General features: G+C 63.0%; 18 protein-coding genes and 1 tRNA gene. 6 read left to right on the forward strand and 13 right to left on the reverse strand.

Going from position 1 to position 17,163, the window contains the following annotated elements:
• Nucleotides 1–32: 32 nt before the first annotated feature.
• Entirely contained in the window at nt 33–530 is a 498-nt protein-coding gene (locus WIF35_RS07760; protein ID WP_412480991.1) for a chemotaxis protein CheW, read from the forward strand.
• 81 nt (nt 531–611) lie between these two features.
• Nucleotides 612–2,456 (forward strand): methyl-accepting chemotaxis protein, encoded by a 1,845-nt coding sequence (locus tag WIF35_RS07765; protein WP_412480992.1) that lies wholly within the window; start codon nt 612–614, stop codon nt 2,454–2,456.
• A gap of 64 nt (nt 2,457–2,520) precedes the next feature.
• Here WIF35_RS07765 and WIF35_RS07770 read toward each other — a convergent pair whose 3' ends face one another.
• From WIF35_RS07770 to WIF35_RS07805, 8 genes are all read right to left on the reverse strand, one after another.
• Nucleotides 2,521–2,991, reverse strand: a complete 471-nt coding sequence (locus WIF35_RS07770; RefSeq protein ID WP_412480993.1) for an Lrp/AsnC family transcriptional regulator — start codon at nt 2,989–2,991, stop codon at nt 2,521–2,523.
• Nucleotides 2,988–3,446 carry an Lrp/AsnC family transcriptional regulator gene (locus WIF35_RS07775; RefSeq protein ID WP_412480994.1) on the reverse strand — a complete coding sequence of 153 codons (459 nt, stop codon included), beginning with the start codon at nt 3,444–3,446 and terminating at the stop codon, nt 2,988–2,990. The genes WIF35_RS07770 and WIF35_RS07775 overlap by 4 nt, the downstream gene beginning before the upstream one ends.
• Nucleotides 3,439–4,407 (reverse strand): AsnC family transcriptional regulator, encoded by a 969-nt coding sequence (locus WIF35_RS07780; protein WP_412480995.1) that lies wholly within the window; start codon nt 4,405–4,407, stop codon nt 3,439–3,441. The genes WIF35_RS07775 and WIF35_RS07780 overlap by 8 nt, the downstream gene beginning before the upstream one ends.
• Nucleotides 4,407–5,588: a cytochrome D1 domain-containing protein gene (locus WIF35_RS07785; RefSeq protein ID WP_412480996.1), complete on the reverse strand. Its 1,182-nt coding sequence runs from the start codon at nt 5,586–5,588 to the stop codon at nt 4,407–4,409. Before WIF35_RS07785 ends, WIF35_RS07780 begins: the two co-directional genes overlap by 1 nt.
• The gene (locus tag WIF35_RS07790; protein ID WP_412480997.1) at nt 5,585–5,902 is read right to left on the reverse strand and encodes a c-type cytochrome; all 318 of its coding nucleotides are present in this window, start codon (nt 5,900–5,902) and stop codon (nt 5,585–5,587) included. The genes WIF35_RS07785 and WIF35_RS07790 overlap by 4 nt, the downstream gene beginning before the upstream one ends.
• Entirely contained in the window at nt 5,892–6,134 is a 243-nt protein-coding gene (locus tag WIF35_RS07795; RefSeq protein ID WP_412480998.1) for a plastocyanin/azurin family copper-binding protein, read from the reverse strand. Before WIF35_RS07795 ends, WIF35_RS07790 begins: the two co-directional genes overlap by 11 nt.
• Before the next feature lie 111 nt (nt 6,135–6,245).
• Nucleotides 6,246–7,079 carry an ethylbenzene dehydrogenase-related protein gene (locus WIF35_RS07800; protein ID WP_412480999.1) on the reverse strand — a complete coding sequence of 278 codons (834 nt, stop codon included), beginning with the start codon at nt 7,077–7,079 and terminating at the stop codon, nt 6,246–6,248.
• Nucleotides 7,080–7,211: 132 nt separating this feature from the next.
• The gene (locus WIF35_RS07805) at nt 7,212–8,900 is read right to left on the reverse strand and encodes a cytochrome D1 domain-containing protein (RefSeq protein WP_412481000.1); all 1,689 of its coding nucleotides are present in this window, start codon (nt 8,898–8,900) and stop codon (nt 7,212–7,214) included.
• 257 nt (nt 8,901–9,157) lie between these two features.
• On the opposite strand from WIF35_RS07805, the gene cobA reads away from it, so the two are divergent.
• The 4 genes from cobA (at nt 9,158) to queA (ending at nt 11,544) form a co-directional block, all read left to right on the forward strand.
• A complete protein-coding gene (cobA, locus tag WIF35_RS07810; RefSeq protein ID WP_412481001.1) occupies nt 9,158–9,922 on the forward strand; it encodes a uroporphyrinogen-III C-methyltransferase in 765 nt (254 codons plus the stop codon).
• The gene (locus WIF35_RS07815; protein ID WP_412481002.1) at nt 9,919–10,302 is read left to right on the forward strand and encodes a Rap1a/Tai family immunity protein; all 384 of its coding nucleotides are present in this window, start codon (nt 9,919–9,921) and stop codon (nt 10,300–10,302) included. Before cobA ends, WIF35_RS07815 begins: the two co-directional genes overlap by 4 nt.
• 43 nt (nt 10,303–10,345) lie before the next feature.
• Nucleotides 10,346–10,430, forward strand: a tRNA-Leu gene (locus tag WIF35_RS07820).
• A 55-nt stretch (nt 10,431–10,485) separates the two neighbouring features.
• The gene (queA, locus tag WIF35_RS07825; RefSeq protein ID WP_412481003.1) at nt 10,486–11,544 is read left to right on the forward strand and encodes a tRNA preQ1(34) S-adenosylmethionine ribosyltransferase-isomerase QueA; all 1,059 of its coding nucleotides are present in this window, start codon (nt 10,486–10,488) and stop codon (nt 11,542–11,544) included.
• On the opposite strand, the gene WIF35_RS07830 is transcribed toward queA, so the two are convergent.
• Genes WIF35_RS07830 through WIF35_RS07850 form a run of 5 tightly spaced genes read right to left on the reverse strand, consistent with a single transcriptional unit; the run spans nt 11,541 to nt 17,148 of the window.
• Nucleotides 11,541–12,008, reverse strand: a complete 468-nt coding sequence (locus WIF35_RS07830) for a DUF411 domain-containing protein (protein ID WP_412481004.1) — start codon at nt 12,006–12,008, stop codon at nt 11,541–11,543. The two genes, queA and WIF35_RS07830, sit on opposite strands and share 4 nt — an antisense overlap.
• Before the next feature lie 25 nt (nt 12,009–12,033).
• Nucleotides 12,034–12,417 (reverse strand): hypothetical protein, encoded by a 384-nt coding sequence (locus WIF35_RS07835; protein WP_412481005.1) that lies wholly within the window; start codon nt 12,415–12,417, stop codon nt 12,034–12,036.
• A gap of 19 nt (nt 12,418–12,436) precedes the next feature.
• Nucleotides 12,437–15,553, reverse strand: a complete 3,117-nt coding sequence (locus WIF35_RS07840; RefSeq protein ID WP_412481006.1) for an efflux RND transporter permease subunit — start codon at nt 15,551–15,553, stop codon at nt 12,437–12,439.
• Between the two features lie 9 nt (nt 15,554–15,562).
• The gene (locus tag WIF35_RS07845; protein ID WP_412481007.1) at nt 15,563–16,672 is read right to left on the reverse strand and encodes an efflux RND transporter periplasmic adaptor subunit; all 1,110 of its coding nucleotides are present in this window, start codon (nt 16,670–16,672) and stop codon (nt 15,563–15,565) included.
• Nucleotides 16,669–17,148, reverse strand: coding sequence for a hypothetical protein (locus tag WIF35_RS07850; RefSeq protein WP_412481008.1), 480 nt, complete (start codon nt 17,146–17,148; stop codon nt 16,669–16,671). Before WIF35_RS07850 ends, WIF35_RS07845 begins: the two co-directional genes overlap by 4 nt.
• Between the last annotated feature and the right edge of the window lie 15 nt (nt 17,149–17,163).

Raw genomic sequence — 17,163 nt, forward strand, 5'->3', positions numbered from 1 at the left:
TAGTCGGCGAATTGCTATCGCTTATGCAAACGATGGAACTGTCTCAAGGCACAGGCGTTATCGATCAAGACTCGTTGAGCACGGAAGCGGAATTCCTCGTCTTCCGGCTGGGAGGGGAAGAGTACGCCATCGACATCCTGCGCGTTCAGGAAATCCGTGGCTACGACGCCGTTACCCGCCTGGCGAATTCCCCGGAGTTCATCAAGGGGGTCATCAACTTGCGCGGCGTCATCGTCCCGATCATCGACCTGCGCATCAAATTCAGCCATCCGGCCGAATACAACACCTTTACCGTCCTGATCATCCTGAACGTGCTTGATCGCCAACTGGGGATCGTCGTCGACGGCGTTTCCGACGTCGTCGCCTTCAATCGCCAGCAAATCCGCCCGGCACCGCAATTTTCATCCAGTTTCGATACCCGCTATATCCGAGGGATGGCCAGCCTGGAGGAGCGGATGATCATCGTCACCGACATCGAAAAATTGATGTCTGCCGAGGAAATGGCCTTGATCAACACGGTATCCGCCTGATTATCGGCGGACGAATGAAACTTTTCGCAGCAAAAGATTCCAAACGGCCGAAGCCGTAGATTTCGCACAAGGAGCTACCCCATGTTTTCAATGCTGTTCGGTTCAGGAACCGATGCCAGCCAGGCCACCATCAGCAAGGAAGAACTGCAGGACCTACGCGGCCAGGTCGCCGCAATCAAGAAATCGCAAGGCGTTATCGAATTCACGCTGGATGGCAAGGTTCTGACTGCCAACGATAACTTCCTGAATTTGCTGGGCTACAGCCTGAGCGAAATCGAGGGACAGCATCACAGCATGTTCGTCGCTCCCGCAGAAGTTGCCAGCCCGCAATATCGGGCTTTCTGGCAAAAACTTGGTAGCGGCCAATTCGATGCCGGTCGCTACAAGCGTATCGCCAAAGGCAGCCGAGAAATCTGGATCCAGGCTACCTATAACCCGGTATTCGACGAACAGGGCAAGCCGTTCAAGGTCGTCAAGTTCGCCTCCGACATCACGGCGGAAATCGAGCGACAAGCCGACGTCAATGGTCAGATCGAGGCGATCAATAAAGCCCAGGCTGTCATTCAATTTTCACTGGACGGTCGCATCCTCGAAACCAACGACAACTTCTGCAACGCCCTCGGCTACAGCCAGAGCGAGATCAAGGGGCAGCACCACAGTCTTTTCGTCGATCCGGAATACCGGGCTTCAGCCGAATATCGGGCTTTCTGGGAAAAGCTCGGGCGTGGCGAATTCGATGCCGGACAGTACAAGCGTATCGGCAAAGGCGGACGCGAGATCTGGATTCAGGCCACCTACAACCCGATCATGGATGCCAACGGCCGTCCCTTCAAGGTTGTCAAATTTGCTACCGATATCACGGCTCAGATCAAAGCCAGCCAGGCACTCAAGGAAGCGGTCGAGCAGACCCAGTCTGTGGTTGGCGAAGCCCAGGGCGGCAACCTGATGGCGCGTATCGCCACCGCCGACAAGGATGGCCAGATCCTCGAGCTGTGCGAAGGCATCAATTCGCTTCTCGACAACATGGCTGAAGTCATTTCACAGATTCGCACCAGCGCCGATGCCGTCAACGTCGCCGCACGTGAAATTTCGCAAGGCAACACCGACCTCTCATCCCGCACGGAAGAACAGGCATCGAGTGTCGAGGAGACCGCTTCGACAATGGAGGAATTGACCGCCACCGTCAAACGCAACAGCGAAAATGCCATCCGCGCCAACGAGTTGGCGAGCAATGCCCAGGAGGTCGCCGAAAAGGGCGGTCAGGTAGTGACCGATGTGGTGCATACGATGTCGGCGATCCAACAGTCCTCGAACCGCATCTCCGACATCATCAGCGTCATTGACGGTATCGCCTTCCAGACCAACATCCTGGCACTCAACGCGGCCGTCGAAGCCGCCCGCGCCGGCGAGCAAGGGCGCGGCTTCGCCGTGGTCGCCACGGAAGTGCGCAACCTGGCCCAGCGTAGCGCCAGTGCTGCCAAGGAGATCAAGACCCTGATCTCCGATTCGTCGGACAAGGTACGTAACGGAACCCAGCAGGTGGACCAGGCCGGCAAGACCATGGAGGAAGTGGTCAGTTCGATCAAGCGGGTCGCCGCCATCGTTGGCGAGATTTCCGATGCCAGCCGCGAGCAGGCCTCCGGCATCGAGCAGGTCAGCCTGGCGGTATCGCAGATGGACGAAGTGACGCAGCAGAATGCTGCCTTGGTCGAAGAAGCTGCGGCCGCTGCAGAGAGTCTGGATGAACAGGCCACAGCCCTGGTGACAACGGTATCCCGCTTCCGCCTGGCCGACGGTCGGCACGCTCCGCAGGCGAGCGCGCCATCTGTAGCCAAGCGGCCGGCCGCGCAGCCTTCGTCACGCTCCGCCCCCAAACCGAAGAAAGCCCTTCCCGCTTCGCTGGACGACGAATGGGAAGAATTCTGAGGCTCAGCCGGCACATACGAAAAGAGACTCCTGGCGGAGTCTCTTTTTCATTCAGGCAAGGGCCTCAGATGCGCAGACCGCTTTTCTTCAGAATCCGCGTCGAATAAAGAATGTCGCTGGCCCGGCAGGCACCACCGAGAACCTGACGAATCTGCCCGGCCTTTTCCGCACATTCCTCACGCGATGCGCCATGCACCATGGCGAAAAGGTTGTACGGCCAATCCGGCAGGGCACGCGGACGGCGATAGCAGTGGGTGACGAAAGGCAAGGCGCCGACCCTTTCGCCCAGGAGATCGATCTCGGCATCGTCGACATCCCATACCGTCATACCGTTGGCCGTCCAGCCGATGGCGTAATGATTGGGCACCGCGCCGATACGGCGGATCACTTCATTGTCGAGCAGCATCTTCAGGCGATGCATCACCTCTTCGGCACTGATCCCCAGTTGCTGGGCCACGTGATGATAAGGCCGCGCCACCAGTGGCAAGCCACCCTGCGTGGCGACAATCAGCGCCCGATCGAGTTCGTCGATCATCGACGCGTCTCCAGCTTCATTTCCACGAAATACTCGCGCTCCTTGGGGAAGGCATGAACCTTCAGACCGGTCGCCGCCTCGATTTGGGCGATGGCGTCTGGAATACCCGCAGGCGTTTCAGTCGCCAGCACGAACCACATGTTCAGCTTGTGCTCGCGCCGATAGTTGTGCGCCACCTGCGGCAAGGCGTTAACCTGCGCCGCCACGGCTTCATAACGCTCTTCGGGAACGGCCAGGGCGGCGAGGACGAAGGCCCCGCCCATGCGCTCGATCTGGACCATCGGCCCGAAACGGGTCAGCACCTTGTCGGCAAGCAGTTTTTCCAGTCGCTGCAGCAACTCCTCCTCACCGATACCCAGGCGTTCGGCAGCGACGGCATAGGGCCGCTCGCACAAAGGAAAGCCGCCTTGCAGCGTATCGACGATAGAGCGGTCGATACTATCCAACTCACGCATAACGCGCCCCGTTCTGCTTGAAACGAGTCAGCGAAAACAGCACGTCGTGCGCATGATTCTGCAGACCGTGGCGTTGGCGCAAAGCGGCGATGGTCGCTTCAACTTCGGAGCGCTCGCGGCCATGGATCATGCAGAAGAGGTTGTAGGGCCAATCGGGCAAGATACGGGGCCGGCGGTAGCACAGGGTCACTGCGCCCTCTTCGGCCAGCGCCCGACCAACCGTACCGACCAGCTCGTCGGGAATGTCCTGGACCAGCATGGCGTTGGCCGTGTAACCCAGTTCATGATGGCGGACGACGACGCCGAAGCGCTTGATCGCTCCCTCTTCCAACCAACTCCTGATACGCCCCAGCACATCGCTCTCGGCCGCGCCGATGCGCTCGGCGATCATGGCAAAGGGCCGGATGAACAGCGGCAGCCCCTCCTGCAGGACGCCGACCAGACGGCGCTCGGCCTCGTCGATCGGTGCTGCTGGCTGCACGACCTTGGCCGTCGCCGGGGCGACCTTCCCCTTTCCGTCCAGCGGGAAGCCGAGGTCGATATGAAATTCCTCGAGTAGCGGCAAGGCCAGCAGCGGCACGCCGGCTGCCTTTTCGATGGCGCCGAGGGTGGCCTGCAGACGCCCCTCGCTGGCGGCCGTGACGACGAACCACAGGTTGTAGCGATGCTCGCGCTCGTAGTTGTGGTTCACTTCGGGAAAACGATTGACCGTTTCCGCTACAGCGGCGAGCCGCCTTGGCGGTACCGCCATGGCGGCCAAGGTCGAGGCGCCAATACGTTTGGGCGCGAAGACGGCTCCGACCCGAGAAATCTTGCCGGCCCGGCGCAAGGCTTCCAGACGGCCGAGCACGACCTTTTCGCCAACGCCAAGACGCGCCGCCAGTTCGGCGAAAGGCGCCGGACAGAGCGGAAAATCGCGCTGGAACTCGTTGAGCAGGCGAAAGTCGAGAGTGTCGTCCATCAGAAACCGATGCGCGCGGCGCGCGAGGTGAAGAAAATGCCGGAAGGATTCTCGGCCGGGATTTCGCTCAGTTTGGTGAAGCTTGCCGTATCGTAGATCACGACCTTGTTGTCGTCACGTGCCGAGAGCCAGACCTGCTCGCCACGCGGCGTGAATTCCATGTGCAGGATGCCCTTGCCTGGCTCCAGTTGCTGCGCCACCTTACCCGACAGCGTGTCGATCACATCGACCTTGCCGTAATCGGGAAAAGAAAAATTGACCCAGACCTGGCGCCCATCCGGCCGCGCCATCACGAACACCGGTTGGCCGCGCACGGGAATGCGCCCGACTTCCTTCCAGGTTGCCACGTCGACGACCAGCACCTCGTGCCGCCCGATCGCCGGCAGATAGGCCTTGCCCTGCGCCACCGACCAGCCACGCAGGTGCGGCATCTTGAAGACCGGCAGCTTTTCCTGGCCGCGACCGTAGTTTTCGAGAATCTTGCGCGCGCCTTTTTCAGGCTGCCACAGATCGAGCAAAGCGACACCATCCTCGCCGAACAGGCCGGCCAGGAAATGGCGTCCGTCCGGCGTCACCAGGCCGTCGTAGGGTTGGCTGCCGGCCGGGAAGCGCTGCGTTTTCGGCTGGCGCGGATTGCTGAAATCGCTGACCCAGATTTCGCCGCCTTCGAACAAGGCATAGGCAAACTTGTTACCCGGGCTGTCGGCCAGGCCGACGACCTTGGAGAACTTGCCCGGCGCGTACTCGGCCGGCACTTCGGAGAGCAGTTCCAGCGTCTCGGCATCGAAGGCCTTGATACCGCCCGGCGTGTAATTCTGGGCGACGACAATGCGGCCATCCTGCGAGATCGAACCGCCGATGGCGTTGCCCGACTGGACGATGCGCTTGACCAGCTTGGCCTCGAGCAGGTCGATCTTGGACAAGCCGCCATCGCGCCCGAAGATGTAGGCGTAGCGCCCATCGCGCGAATAGACGGCAGACGCATGCGACAAGTCGCCCAGGCCGTCGATACGGGCATAGGGCTGGCGGGTCGTCGTATTGACCAGCGCCACGCGGCCACTGGCCCGCTCGATGATCAGGCCGAGATCGCCGGTGCCGCGCAGCACAGGAGGCGCGGTAGTAGCGCAACCGACCAGCCAGGCGGCGACAACGCAGGACAGCAACAGGCGCAAAACTCTCATCGCGGAAACTCGCTCATCAACTTATCAACAATCCAGGCAGCTTCCGCCTCGGATAGGAATTGCTTCCACGGCGGCATCGGCGTACCGGGCCGGCCGTAATAAATGGTTGCGGCCAATCCTTCGGCCGGCTTGTCTTTCAGGTTGGCCGGCAACAAGGCTGGACCCAGCCCGCCCTGCAGCGTCATGCCATGACAGGAACCGCAATCCTGGCGCACCATGCGCACCAATTCCCGCTGGCGGGCGACATTCGGCTCCGCCAAAGCCGCTGCTGCGGTGCACAGGCCAAAAAGGGCAAAAACCAGCCTACTCGACAACGACGATCCCCTTCATTTCCGGATGCGGCCCACAGCTATAAGGATAACGCCCGGGCACGGCAAAGCTGCGCTCCCAGCTTTCGTCCGGGAACATGCGCTCCGACTCGCGGCCACCCTCTTCCGGAAAAACGACCGAATGGCTGGTCCGCTTTTCGCGATTGATCCAGCGCACGGTATCGCCGGCCTTGACGCGAATCTCCGCCGGCTCGAAACGATAACTGGCAATAGCCACCTCCACCGTTTGTCCGGCGAAGGCTGAAAAAGAAACGAGCGCCGCCAAAGCGAACGCTCGTCTCAGACAAGACCATCCGGTGTGCGCGAACATTCCGGATAGCCTTCGGGTTTACTGCTTGGCGGCCTTCACGTCGCCATCGGTACCCAGACCGATGGTCTGACCGAAAGAGACATGGTGGAAACGGCCCGCGGAATTGTCGGCATGGATGGCGATGCCGAACGGAACGGCTTTACCCGGCGCCAGCACGGCATTGCCGGCCAGCTTGCGGGTGAAGGTCACGGTATAGGTATCGCCGGCCTTGGCGCCTTCAGCCGTCGCACCGGCCTTGCCACCTTCCATGCTGCGCTTGTCAGCGACGAAACCGTCCGCCGACTTGCCGCTGCTCTTCCACTGCATCAGGTCCATCGCGCCGGCCGAGAGGTACTTGGTCTTGTCCTTGCCATTCGGCATGCCCTTGGCGTCCTGGTGACAGGCAGCCCAGCAACCGGCTTGCTCACCCAGCGGCACCTTGTCGTTCGGGAACATGATCGTGGCCTTCACTTCGTTCTCCTTGTCGGAGTGATCGAAGCCGCCGCTCGGCGCCTTGAAGGTCAGGCGAACGTAGAGGTTGTTGGCATCGTAGGCCGCTTGCACCGTCACCGGATAGTTCATGGTCTTGGGCGCGCCCTTCGGTTCCATTTCCTTGCTGGCCAGGCGCTTCAGGTCAAGCGACAGCTTGCCGTCTTCGACGTGGCAGCCGGCACAGGTTTCGCCTTTCTTCAGGCCACTGGCACCGCTGTGCTCCCCCTTGCCCTGCAGCCATTCGATCGGCGCCGCACCGGGGTGGAATACGTTGATATTGGCCTTCGGCACCTTGGCCCAGTCAGGCGCGGCAAACGCAGCCTGGCTGCCCGCGGCCAAAAACGCGCCGACCACTGCTGCAGATACAAAACTCTTTTTCATCGTGGCAATCTCCACAAAACAGTCGTTCGATCCGATAGCGCCGACAAGCCCCGGCAACTATCGCTGCACCATATGCTACGGGGGCTTGCGCCCCCGTAGCATTGTGTCAAATCAAAGAATCGACAACCGATATCAATAGATGTCGTGCTGGGTATTGAAGACGTTGAACTTGCCGGTCGGCGTGATCATCTTCGGATCGGTGATCACCTTCTTGACCTTCAGCGTCGCGTCGTCATAAACCACGATGGCGGACTGGTCGGTCTTGCCACCCCACAGCGAAATCCAGACTTCCTTACCGTCAGCCGAATATTCCGGATGGACGGCGCGCTTCACTGCCTTGGTCACCGGCAGGCCGGAATCCTTGGCGACGTTCAGCACAGCCTTAGGCTTCGAGAAGTCGCTATTCACGTCATAAACGGCGACGGAGTTGGCGATTTCGGTGTCCGGGTTCATCGGCGCATCCGCCCACAGGTTCTTGGACTTCGGATGGGTCTTGACGAACAGGTTACCCGCACCGATGTGCTTGATCTCCTGAACGACCTTCCAGTTGTATTCCTTGAACTTGGCGTTCTTCTTGTCGTCAGACGGCGTCGAAATCAGCGTGATCACGTCAGCACCGAGGTGGCCAGTCGTCCATACCGGACCAAACTTGCTGTGGATGAAGTTGGCACCACGACCCGGGTGCGGGATCTTGGCGGTGTCGACCAGGGCTGCCAGCTTGCCGGTCTTGGTATCGACCGCGGCGATCTTGTTCGATGCATTGGCGGCAACCAGGAAGTAGCGCTTGGAAGCATCCCAACCACCGTCATGCAGGAACTTGGCGGAAGCGATGGTGGTGGTCTTCAGGTTTTCGATATCGGAGTAATCGACCAGCAGGATCTGGCCGGTTTCCTTGATGTTGATCACCCACTCCGGCTTCTTGAAGGAAGCGACGATGGAAGCAACGCGCGGTTCCGGATGGTATTCGCCATCGACCGTCATGCCGCGGGTGGAAACGACCTTCAGCGGCTTCAGGGTATCGCCTTCGGTAATCACATACTGCGGCGGCCAGTAGGAACCGGCCACGGCGTACTTGTCTTCGTAACCCTTGAACTTGGAGGTATCGACCGAACGGGCATCGAAACCGACCTTGACTTCGGCCACAACGGCCGGCTTTTCCATCCACAAGTCGATCAGCGACAGACGACCATCGCGGCCAATCACGTAAACATAGCGGCCGGAAGCGGACAGACGAGAAATATGCACGGCGTAGCCGGTCTTGACGATGGAGCGGATTTCCTTGGTATCGCCGTCGATCAGCGCCACTTCACCCGTATCGCGCAGGGTGACGGACATCATGTTCTTCAGGTTGAAGTTGTTCATCTGCTTGGTCGGACGATCCTTGACCGGCACGATGAGCTTCCAGGAGTCCATGGTCTCCTTCAGGCTGTACTCCGGCGGCACATCCGGCGTGTTCTGGATGTACTTGGCCATCAGGCTGATTTCTTCCTTGGTCAGGATGTCATCGAAGTTGACCATGCCACCATCGGTGCCGTAGCCGATGATCTTTTCCAGACGCTGCTGACCGAGCTTGAGCATGCCGCCCTCAGTCACGTTGCCGTCCTTGTCCTTCTTGGTCCAGTGCGGCTCCAAATTCTTGCCGGTGGCCCCCTTGCGCAACACGCCGTGGCAGCCGGCACAACGCTCGAAGTAGATCTTCTTGGCGGTTTCCTTTTCCGCCGCAGTCATTTCAGGCCCCTTGGCGACTTCCTGTGCGAAAGCCGTACCCATGGCGGCGGCCATGGCGGTCAAGGCAAGCATCCCCACTACGCTTTTCTTCATCTTTCCTCTCCTAGAACGAAATAAGTCGCGTCCTGATCCCCTCGACGCGATGCCGCAAGGTTGAACCTCTCCGGTTCCCCCATCCTTGATACCCATCAATCTTTTATCCATCAAAAAACCATAATATTCAGATGGTTATATACAAAACGAACTAATCGACTAGTACTAAATAACTAATTTATTACCTCAGCACGCGATAACTATTGGCAGGCGGCAACTCCAGCATTAGGATGGCCGCCCAAAGGCAGAGAGAAAGCATGAATAGCGAAAAAGCACTGCAGCCGGGCAAGGTCTGGCTGGTGGGCGCCGGCCCCGGCGACCCCGAACTCCTCACCGTCAAGGCGGCCCGTTTAATCAGCCAGGCCGACGCCATCGTCTATGACCATCTGGTTGGCGACGGCATCATGGATTTGGCGCGCCCCGATTGCCGCCGCATCTACGCCGGCAAGGAATCATCCAAGCACACCATGCCGCAGGGCTCGATCAACCTGCTGCTGGTCAAGCTGGCCAACGAGGGTTTGTCGGTGGTCCGCCTGAAGGGTGGCGACCCCTTCATCTTCGGGCGCGGCGGCGAAGAACTTGAAACCCTGGTCGCCTCCGGCATCCCGTTCGAAGTCGTTCCCGGCGTCACCGCCGCGGCCGGCTGCGCGGCGTACTCTGGCTTTCCGCTGACCCATCGCGATCACTCACAAGCCGTCACCTTCGTCACAGGCCATCTTAAGGACGGCACGGTCAATCTCGACTGGCCCGCCTTGGCCCGCCCGAAACAGACGGTTGTTTTCTACATGGGCATCGGCGGCGTCCAGGAAATCTGCCGCCAGATGATCAATCATGGTCTGCCCTCGCTGACACCGGCCGCCGTCGTACGCAACGGTACGCAAGCCGACCAGCAAACGGTTCTCGGCACCCTTGGCAACTTGCCACAACGCGTGGCCGACAGCGGCATCAAACCGCCAGCCTTGATCATTGTCGGCAGCGTCGTCAAACTGCACGAACAACTTAGCTGGTTCGAGAAAGCATGAAAAAACTGATCCTGTTCTTCGCCCTGCTCGCCTCCGCGTACGCCCATGCCTACACCGGCAGCGAATTGAAGGAAGACTGCCAGGCCGCCGAGGAATATTTCGCCGAGAAGAAATCCGGCGATCCTTACCAATCGATCAAGAGTGCCCGCTGCATCTCTTATGTCGCGGGCTTCGCCGACGGTTATTCGGTCAGCGACTATCTGGCCGGCAAGGTCGGTGTCGGCCTCAACGCCTTCTGCCTGCCGAAAGACCCGGACCTGACCCGCCGCCTGGTTCGCGCCGTGGCCATCCACGTCGAGCGCGTTCCGCCGAACAGTACGGCGAGCACGGCCACCCTGGTCGCCGGTGCGCTGGGAAAAGCCTTCCCTTGCGGCAACTAGCTTGTCTGTTTGGCGGGATTCGAGCATAATCCCGCCTCTACCTGCCCCGGTGGCGGAATCGGTAGACGCAGCGGATTCAAAATCCGCCGCCGAAAGGCGTGCCAGTTCGAGTCTGGCCCGGGGCACCAAAATTCAAGCGGCTCTCCTAACCGGAGAGCCGTTTTTGCATTGGTGTTGCGCAACATGACGTCGCTGACCGTCGACGACTTCGACTTCCCTCTCCCCCCCGAACTGATCGCCCAGCATCCGGCTCCGGAACGCACGGGTAGCCGCCTCCTGCACGTTGCCGGAGCGACCCTGACCGATCGCCGCTTCGCCGACCTGCCTGGCTTGCTCAAGGCCGGCGACCTGCTCGTCTTCAACGATACGCGCGTCATCAAGGCACGCTTTTTTGGCGTCAAGGCCACGGGCGGCCAGGTCGAGGTCATGCTGGAGCGCATCGTCGATGCGACGCATGCCGTGGCACAGATTCGCGCCAGCAAGTCGCCCAAGCCGGGCACGACGCTGAAGTTGGCCGATGCCTTCGAGGTAATGGTCACCGGCCGCGCTGGAGCGAGTGGTGAATTTTTCGCTCTGAAGCTCGTGCACCGTAGCAGTGACAATCTGTGGGATCTGGCCGAGCAATACGGCAAGCTGCCGCTGCCGCCCTACATCGAACATCCGGCCGAAGGCGCCGACGAAACACGCTACCAGACCGTCTATGCCCGCGAACCCGGCGCGGTCGCCGCACCGACCGCCGGCCTGCACTTCGACGAAGGCATGCTCGACACCTTGCGCGCGCAAGGGATCAACACGGCCTTCCTGACCCTGCACGTCGGTGCCGGCACCTACCAGCCGGTACGCGTGGACAAGATCGCCGACCACAAGATGCACAGCGAGCGCTTCGAGATTCCCGTCGCCACCGCCGAGGCCGTGACCGCCACCCGTGCGGCCGGCGGACGGGTCATCGCCGTCGGCACGACCAGCCTGCGCGCCCTCGAATCGGCCGGCAATCCAGACGGCACGGTACGCGTGGGCGGTGCCGAGACCGATATCTTCATCACCCCCGGCTACTGTTTCCAGGTGGTCGACCGGCTGATCACCAACTTCCACCTGCCCAAGTCGACCCTGATGATGCTGGTCTCGGCCTTCGCCGGCTACGACACCATTCGCGCTGCCTACGCCCATGCCGTGGCCGAGCGCTACCGCTTCTTCAGCTACGGCGACGCGATGCTCCTCGAACGCGCCAGCGAGGCCGACTAACGATAGCTGGCAAAGACCGCGGCCTTGCCGTCGCGGCGCACCAGCAGCACCTCGTAGGGATCGCGCCGGCCGCCATAGGCCGGCCCGTCCATCCCCGGCGACCCGACCGGCATGCCCGGTACGGCCAGACCGATGGCTTGCGGTTTCTCGGCCAGCAGGCGGCGGATGTCGGCCGCCGGGACATGGCCTTCGAGCAGGTAATCCCCGACGCGGGCGGTGTGGCAGGAGGCATAGCGTTCGGGCATTCCCAGCTTGCGCCGGGCGCCGTCGAGGTCGCCGACCTCATGGGCCTGCACGGCGAAGCCCTCGCTTTCGAGATGGGCGATCCAGTCCTTGCAACAGCCGCAGTACGGACTCTTCCAGACATCGACGCGTGGTTTGGCCGGGGCCGCCCAGGCGGGAACGGCGGCAATGGCAAACAGGGAGAGCAACAGGCGACGGCGTGCCGGCAGCGGTGACTTCATCATCTTTCCTTTCACAAAAACAGCATCAAGGCGCCACGGCGCGTGCCTGCAACGGCTTGCGGCCCGGCCATTCGACGAAGATCAGCAGCTTGGCGCCGCCGGGCAGGCTACCGGTGCCTTCCAGGCGGTTCGGCGCCACCGGCATCAGCACCACCTCGCTCTTGGCACTACCTGCCAGCACGGTCAGCTTGCCCTTGGCGCCGGCCGTGTCGAACGGCGCGCCGTGGCTGGTGGCATGCACGACGACCTTGTTGCCCTGGCCGACAATCTCGAACTGCGCTTCGCCCGCCTCGGCGACGACACCGCCGAACTGCGGCTTGCCATGCTCGGCATGGGCGTGGGCGGGCATCGAGGCGACATTGAGCGCCATCAGGCCGGCGGCGACGGTCAACCGGAATTTTTGGCTCATTTTGAAAATCTCCTTGTGGTTAAAAGGCTTCACGGGAAGCCTGCTGGACCAGGCGTTCAGCCGGCTTGCGGCCGAACAACCAGAACAGGGCGGGGGTTACGAAGGTATCGAGCAGGGTCGAACTGACCAGCCCGGAAAAAATCACCACGGCCACCGGATGCAGGATCTCGGTGCCCGGCTGTTCGGCCTCGAAGAGCAGTGGCGCCAGCGCGAAGGCCGCGACCAGCGCGGTCATCAGCACCGGCGTCAGGCGCTCCAGCGAGCCGCGCAGGATCATCGGTACGCCGAAAGCCTCGCCCTCGAAGCGCATCAGGTTCAGGTAGTGGCTGATCTTGAGGATGCCGTTACGCGTGGCGATGCCGGCCAGCGTGATAAAGCCGATCAGTGCCGCGACCGACAGCGGCTGGCCGGACAGCCACAGGCCGATGACGCTGCCGACCAGCGCCAGCGGCACGTTGGCCATGATCAACGCGGCCAGCAGCGCAGAACGGTAGCGGCTGTAAAGCACCATGAAGATCAGCGCCGTCGAGCCCAGCGCGAGCACCGCGATCAGCCGGGCCGCCTCCTCCTGCGCCTGGAACTGACCACCCAGGGTGATGAAGTAGCCCTCGGGCAACGGGAACTCGGCCACTGCCGCACGCAGGTCGGCCACCACCTCGGACAAGGCCCTGCCCTGGGCATTGGCCGAGATGACGATGCGCCGGCGGCCATCGTCGCGGGTGATCTGGTTCGGCCCGTCGGCATCCTCGATGCTCGCCAATTTGGCGAGTGGCACGCGCCCGGCCGGCGTCTCGACCAGCAGGCTGGCCAGTCCCTCGAGCGAGCGGGCCTGCTCCGGCAGGCGGACGACAAGGTCGAAGCGGCGGTTGCCCTCGACAATCTGCGTCACCTTCTCGCCATCGACCAGGGTCTGCAGCGTGCGCGTCAGTTGCGCCGTCGACAGCCCGTAGCGCGCCGCCGCATCGAAATCGACGCGCACCTTGATCTGCGGCGCCAGCACCTGCTTCTCAATCTCGAGATCCGCGAGACCGGGAATCCGCGCCAGCCGTTCGCGCAGCAGGCCGGCCTGGGCGCGCAACGTGTCGAGGTCCTCACCGAAGATCTTGATGGCGATCTGCGCCCGCACGCCGGACAGCATGTGGTCGATGCGGTGCGCTATCGGCTGGCCGAGACTGAGGCTGGCCGGCAGGTCCCTCAAGCGCTGGCGGATGTCGGCATAGACGACCTCCTTGGCCCGCCCTTCCGGCTTGAGCTTGATCTCGAACTCGGTGACATGCACGCCTTCGGCATGCTCGTCGAGTTCGGCCCGGCCGGTGCGCCGGCCCATGTGTTCGATCTCGGGCAGGCCGCGCAGCGCCTGTTCCGCCGCCGTCGCGACGCGGATCGACTCGGATAGCGTGGCACCCGGGTTGAGGCGCAGACCGAGGGTGATCGAGCCTTCGTTGAACGGCGGCAGAAAGGTGGTCGGGAAGAAAGGTACGGCCAGCGTCGCCAGCACAACGGCAATGCCGGCCGCCGCGACGGGCAGACGGGGCGCCGCCAGCACGCGTTCCAGGGCCAGCCGGTAATGCGCCTTGAGCCAGACAACGAGGCGTGTTTCGCCGTGGTCGTGACGTACCAGCGCCGGCAGCAGGTAGCTCGACAGCACCGGCGTCACCAGCACCGATACCGCCAGCGAGGCGAGGATGGCGACGATGTAGGCAATGCCGAGCGGCACGAACAACCGCCCCTCGATACCAGGCAGGGCGAAGAGCGGCACGAAGACCAGCGCAATGATCAGCGTCGCATAGACGATGGCGGTACGCACCTCGAGCGAGGCGGCGATCACTGTCTCGCGCACCGAGTAGGGATGGCCGCTGGCTGCCTTTTCCCGCAGGCGACGCAGGATGTTCTCGACATCGACGACCGCGTCGTCCACCAGTTCGCCGATGGCGATGGCCAGCCCCCCCAGCGTCATGGTGTTGATCGACAGCCCGAACCACTTGAAGACCAGGATCGCCATCAGGATGGAGAGCGGGATCGCCGTCAGCGAGATCAGCATGGTGCGCAGGTTGCCGAGGAAGAAGAACAGCACGCCGGCGACGAAGCAGGCGGCCATCAGCAGCTTGAGCTGCAAGTTGCCGAGCGAGGCCTCGATGAAATCGGCCTGGCGGAAGATCACCTGCGGCGCGCTCAGGCCGGCCGGTACGCTGCCCTTCAGGTCGGCGAGCGCCGCCTCGATGCGCCGGGTGAGATCGACCGTATCGGCCGTCGGCTGCTTCTGGATGCTGAGGATCACCGCCGGGCCGCCCTCGCGGCCGTCGTCGAAGCCGCCGTCACCGCGCTTGATCGCGGCGGCGAAACCGACATCGGCAACCTGACGCAACAGGATCGGCTGACCGTTGCGTGCGGTGATCGCCAGGTTTTTCAGGTCGTCCAGCCGCGCGCTGCGCCCAAGGTGGCGGATCAGGTATTCGCGCCCGTTGAGTTCGAGGAAGCCGCCCGAGGTGTTGGCGGCAAAGCCGCGCACCGCCGCCTCGATCTGATCGAGACCGATGCCCAGTTCCATCATGCGCCGCGTGTCCGGCTGCACCTGGAATTGTCGGACCTCGCCGCCGATCGGGATGACCTGAGAGACGCCGGCAATCGCCATCAGGCGCGGTCGCAGCACCCAATCGGCGTATTCGCGCGCCGCCTTGGGGTCGGCGCCCGCCCCGTGGATGGGAATGGCGACCAGCATGATCTCGCCCATGATCGACGACACCGGCCCCATGCGCGGGATGCTGCCCGGCGGCAACGCGGACTCCATCGCCGCCAGCCGCTCGGTGACCATCTGCCGGGCGCGATAGACATCAACGCTCCAGTCGAAGGTAAGGTAAACGAAGGACAGGCCTGCGCTGGAAATCGAACGCACGGTGGCGATGCCCGGCAAGCCGCTCATCGCCGTCTCGAGCGGGAAGCTGATCAACTGCTCGACCTCCTCGGGCGCCATGCCGCCGGCCTCGGTCATCACCGTCACCGTCGGCTTGTTGAGATCGGGAAATACGTCCACCGGCAGACGCGTCGCCTGCACCGCGCCCCAGATCATCAACGCCACCGCCACGACCAACACGAAGAGCCGGCTGCCCAGGCTTTTTTCGACAAGCCACTGAAACATCGTTGGCTCCTAACGAATCTGTGCTATCAGGCTGGCACCCTGGACGACCACGCGGTCGCCCGGTTCCAGCCCGCCGGTGACCAGCACCCGTACGCCGTCCAGCGGCTCGCTGCGGATCGCGCGGGCGGCAAAGCGCTCGGGCGCCGTCTTCACCCAGACGATGACCTGGTTGGCCGTATTGCGCGCCAATGCCGTCGCCGGCAGCGGCATGCCGGCCACCGTTGTCTTCAACTGCACCTGGACCTTGACCGGTTGCCCGAGCGGCAGGGCCAGCCCGGCGCCAGCCGCGTGATTCTCGAAGATCAGCGGCAAGGCCTGTTCGCGCAGACGGCGCGGCGCGCCGACGAAGGCCAGCGGCACCGAACGGCCACTCACCGCCACCGTCGCCGCTGCCACGTCGCCGAGCGGCACGCTGTCGAAGGCGGTCGCCTCGATGTGCAGACTGTCCGGATCGATGACCTCGAAAATCAGCTCCTTCGGCTCGACCACCTGGCCGACCACCGCGTTGCTCGCCGCCAGCACGCCGCCTACCGGCGCCACCAGCGCCTCGCGCCCGGACAGGCCACCGCCGACCGCCGCCATGCGCCCCTTCAGGCTGGCCACTTCGCTCTCGGCAGCGTCGATGTCCTTTTTCGGCACCGTGTCCGCCAGCTCCTGCAGGCGGGCCAGGCGCCGCTCGGCCAGGCCCAGGCCGGCCTTCAGCTCGGCGAGCAGCGCCGCCTGGTTGGAACGCTCTATGGCGCCGGAGGCCGGCACCACCCAGGCCAGGATGTCGCCCTTCTTCACCCGACTGCCCGCTGCCGGCAAGCCATGCGCCCCCGCCGGCTCAATGCGCCCGGGAATCATCGCCTGCACACGCCCACCGAGGTGCGGGTCCATGATCACCCGGCCGGGCAGTTCCAGGGTTTTTGGCAGCGTCTCCGCCTGCACTTTCAGCGTCAGCACGCCCATGCCACGCTGCGCCGATTTGGGGACAAAGAGCGTGCCATCCGGCAGGCGCTGCGGCGCGTTGCCATTCACCACGGCCGCCTTCGCCTCGTCGCCGTGGTCGTGACCTTCATGCGCCGGCAGCGCTTGGGCCGCGAGCATCCCACTCAACAGGATCCAGATCGCTTTCATGCCTGCGCTCCTTTGCGACGTCGCCACCAGAATCCCGCCGCGATGGCCGCCAGCAGCGCCAGGGCAAGGCCCCAGCGCCGATCCATCGCTGCCGCCCCGGGGCCCTCGGCAGTATCCACGACCCGCAGGTCAGCGCTCAGCAAATCGCTGTCTTCGCCGGCGATCACGGTCATCGCCAGCGGGTAGCTTCCGGGCTGGCCGAAGGCTTGCAACCAGGCGCGGTCGGCGACGAGGTAATCCCCCTGCGCCGGCCGGAAAACGGCCTTGACCGCCTTGCCGCCATGCTCCAGCTCAAGCTCGGCAGCGAGCACCGGTGCATTGCTATCCGGACGATCGACATGGAGAACCAGCCCGTCCTCACCCAGACGCGCCACGACCTCGAACAGCTCGCTCTCGGCCACGGCGACCGGTTGCGGCGCCGGCCCCTCGGCCGCCCATGCTGGCCCTGCGGCAGCGAGCAGAAATCCGACGACCATGGAAACAACTGCTGG

This window comes from Azonexus sp. IMCC34839, from assembly GCF_047047955.1.
GTDB lineage: Bacteria > Pseudomonadota > Gammaproteobacteria > Burkholderiales > Rhodocyclaceae > Azonexus.

Bases quoted from the DNA above. Each gene is read 5' to 3' on its own strand.
- WIF35_RS07760 (WP_412480991.1), top strand. From the start codon at position 33: ATGGAACTGTCTCAAGGCACAGGCGTTATCGATCAAGACTCGTTGAGC.
- WIF35_RS07765 (WP_412480992.1), top strand. From the start codon at position 612: ATGTTTTCAATGCTGTTCGGTTCAGGAACCGATGCCAGCCAGGCCACC.
- WIF35_RS07770 (WP_412480993.1), bottom strand. From the start codon at position 2,991: ATGATCGACGAACTCGATCGGGCGCTGATTGTCGCCACGCAGGGTGGC.
- WIF35_RS07775 (WP_412480994.1), bottom strand. From the start codon at position 3,446: ATGCGTGAGTTGGATAGTATCGACCGCTCTATCGTCGATACGCTGCAA.
- WIF35_RS07780 (WP_412480995.1), bottom strand. From the start codon at position 4,407: ATGGACGACACTCTCGACTTTCGCCTGCTCAACGAGTTCCAGCGCGAT.
- WIF35_RS07785 (WP_412480996.1), bottom strand. From the start codon at position 5,588: ATGAGAGTTTTGCGCCTGTTGCTGTCCTGCGTTGTCGCCGCCTGGCTG.
- WIF35_RS07800 (WP_412480999.1), bottom strand. From the start codon at position 7,079: ATGAAAAAGAGTTTTGTATCTGCAGCAGTGGTCGGCGCGTTTTTGGCC.
- WIF35_RS07805 (WP_412481000.1), bottom strand. From the start codon at position 8,900: ATGAAGAAAAGCGTAGTGGGGATGCTTGCCTTGACCGCCATGGCCGCC.
- cobA (WP_412481001.1), top strand. From the start codon at position 9,158: ATGAATAGCGAAAAAGCACTGCAGCCGGGCAAGGTCTGGCTGGTGGGC.
- WIF35_RS07815 (WP_412481002.1), top strand. From the start codon at position 9,919: ATGAAAAAACTGATCCTGTTCTTCGCCCTGCTCGCCTCCGCGTACGCC.
- queA (WP_412481003.1), top strand. From the start codon at position 10,486: ATGACGTCGCTGACCGTCGACGACTTCGACTTCCCTCTCCCCCCCGAA.
- WIF35_RS07830 (WP_412481004.1), bottom strand. From the start codon at position 12,008: ATGAAGTCACCGCTGCCGGCACGCCGTCGCCTGTTGCTCTCCCTGTTT.
- WIF35_RS07835 (WP_412481005.1), bottom strand. From the start codon at position 12,417: ATGAGCCAAAAATTCCGGTTGACCGTCGCCGCCGGCCTGATGGCGCTC.
- WIF35_RS07840 (WP_412481006.1), bottom strand. From the start codon at position 15,553: ATGTTTCAGTGGCTTGTCGAAAAAAGCCTGGGCAGCCGGCTCTTCGTG.
- WIF35_RS07845 (WP_412481007.1), bottom strand. From the start codon at position 16,672: ATGAAAGCGATCTGGATCCTGTTGAGTGGGATGCTCGCGGCCCAAGCG.
- WIF35_RS07850 (WP_412481008.1), bottom strand. From the start codon at position 17,148: ATGGTCGTCGGATTTCTGCTCGCTGCCGCAGGGCCAGCATGGGCGGCC.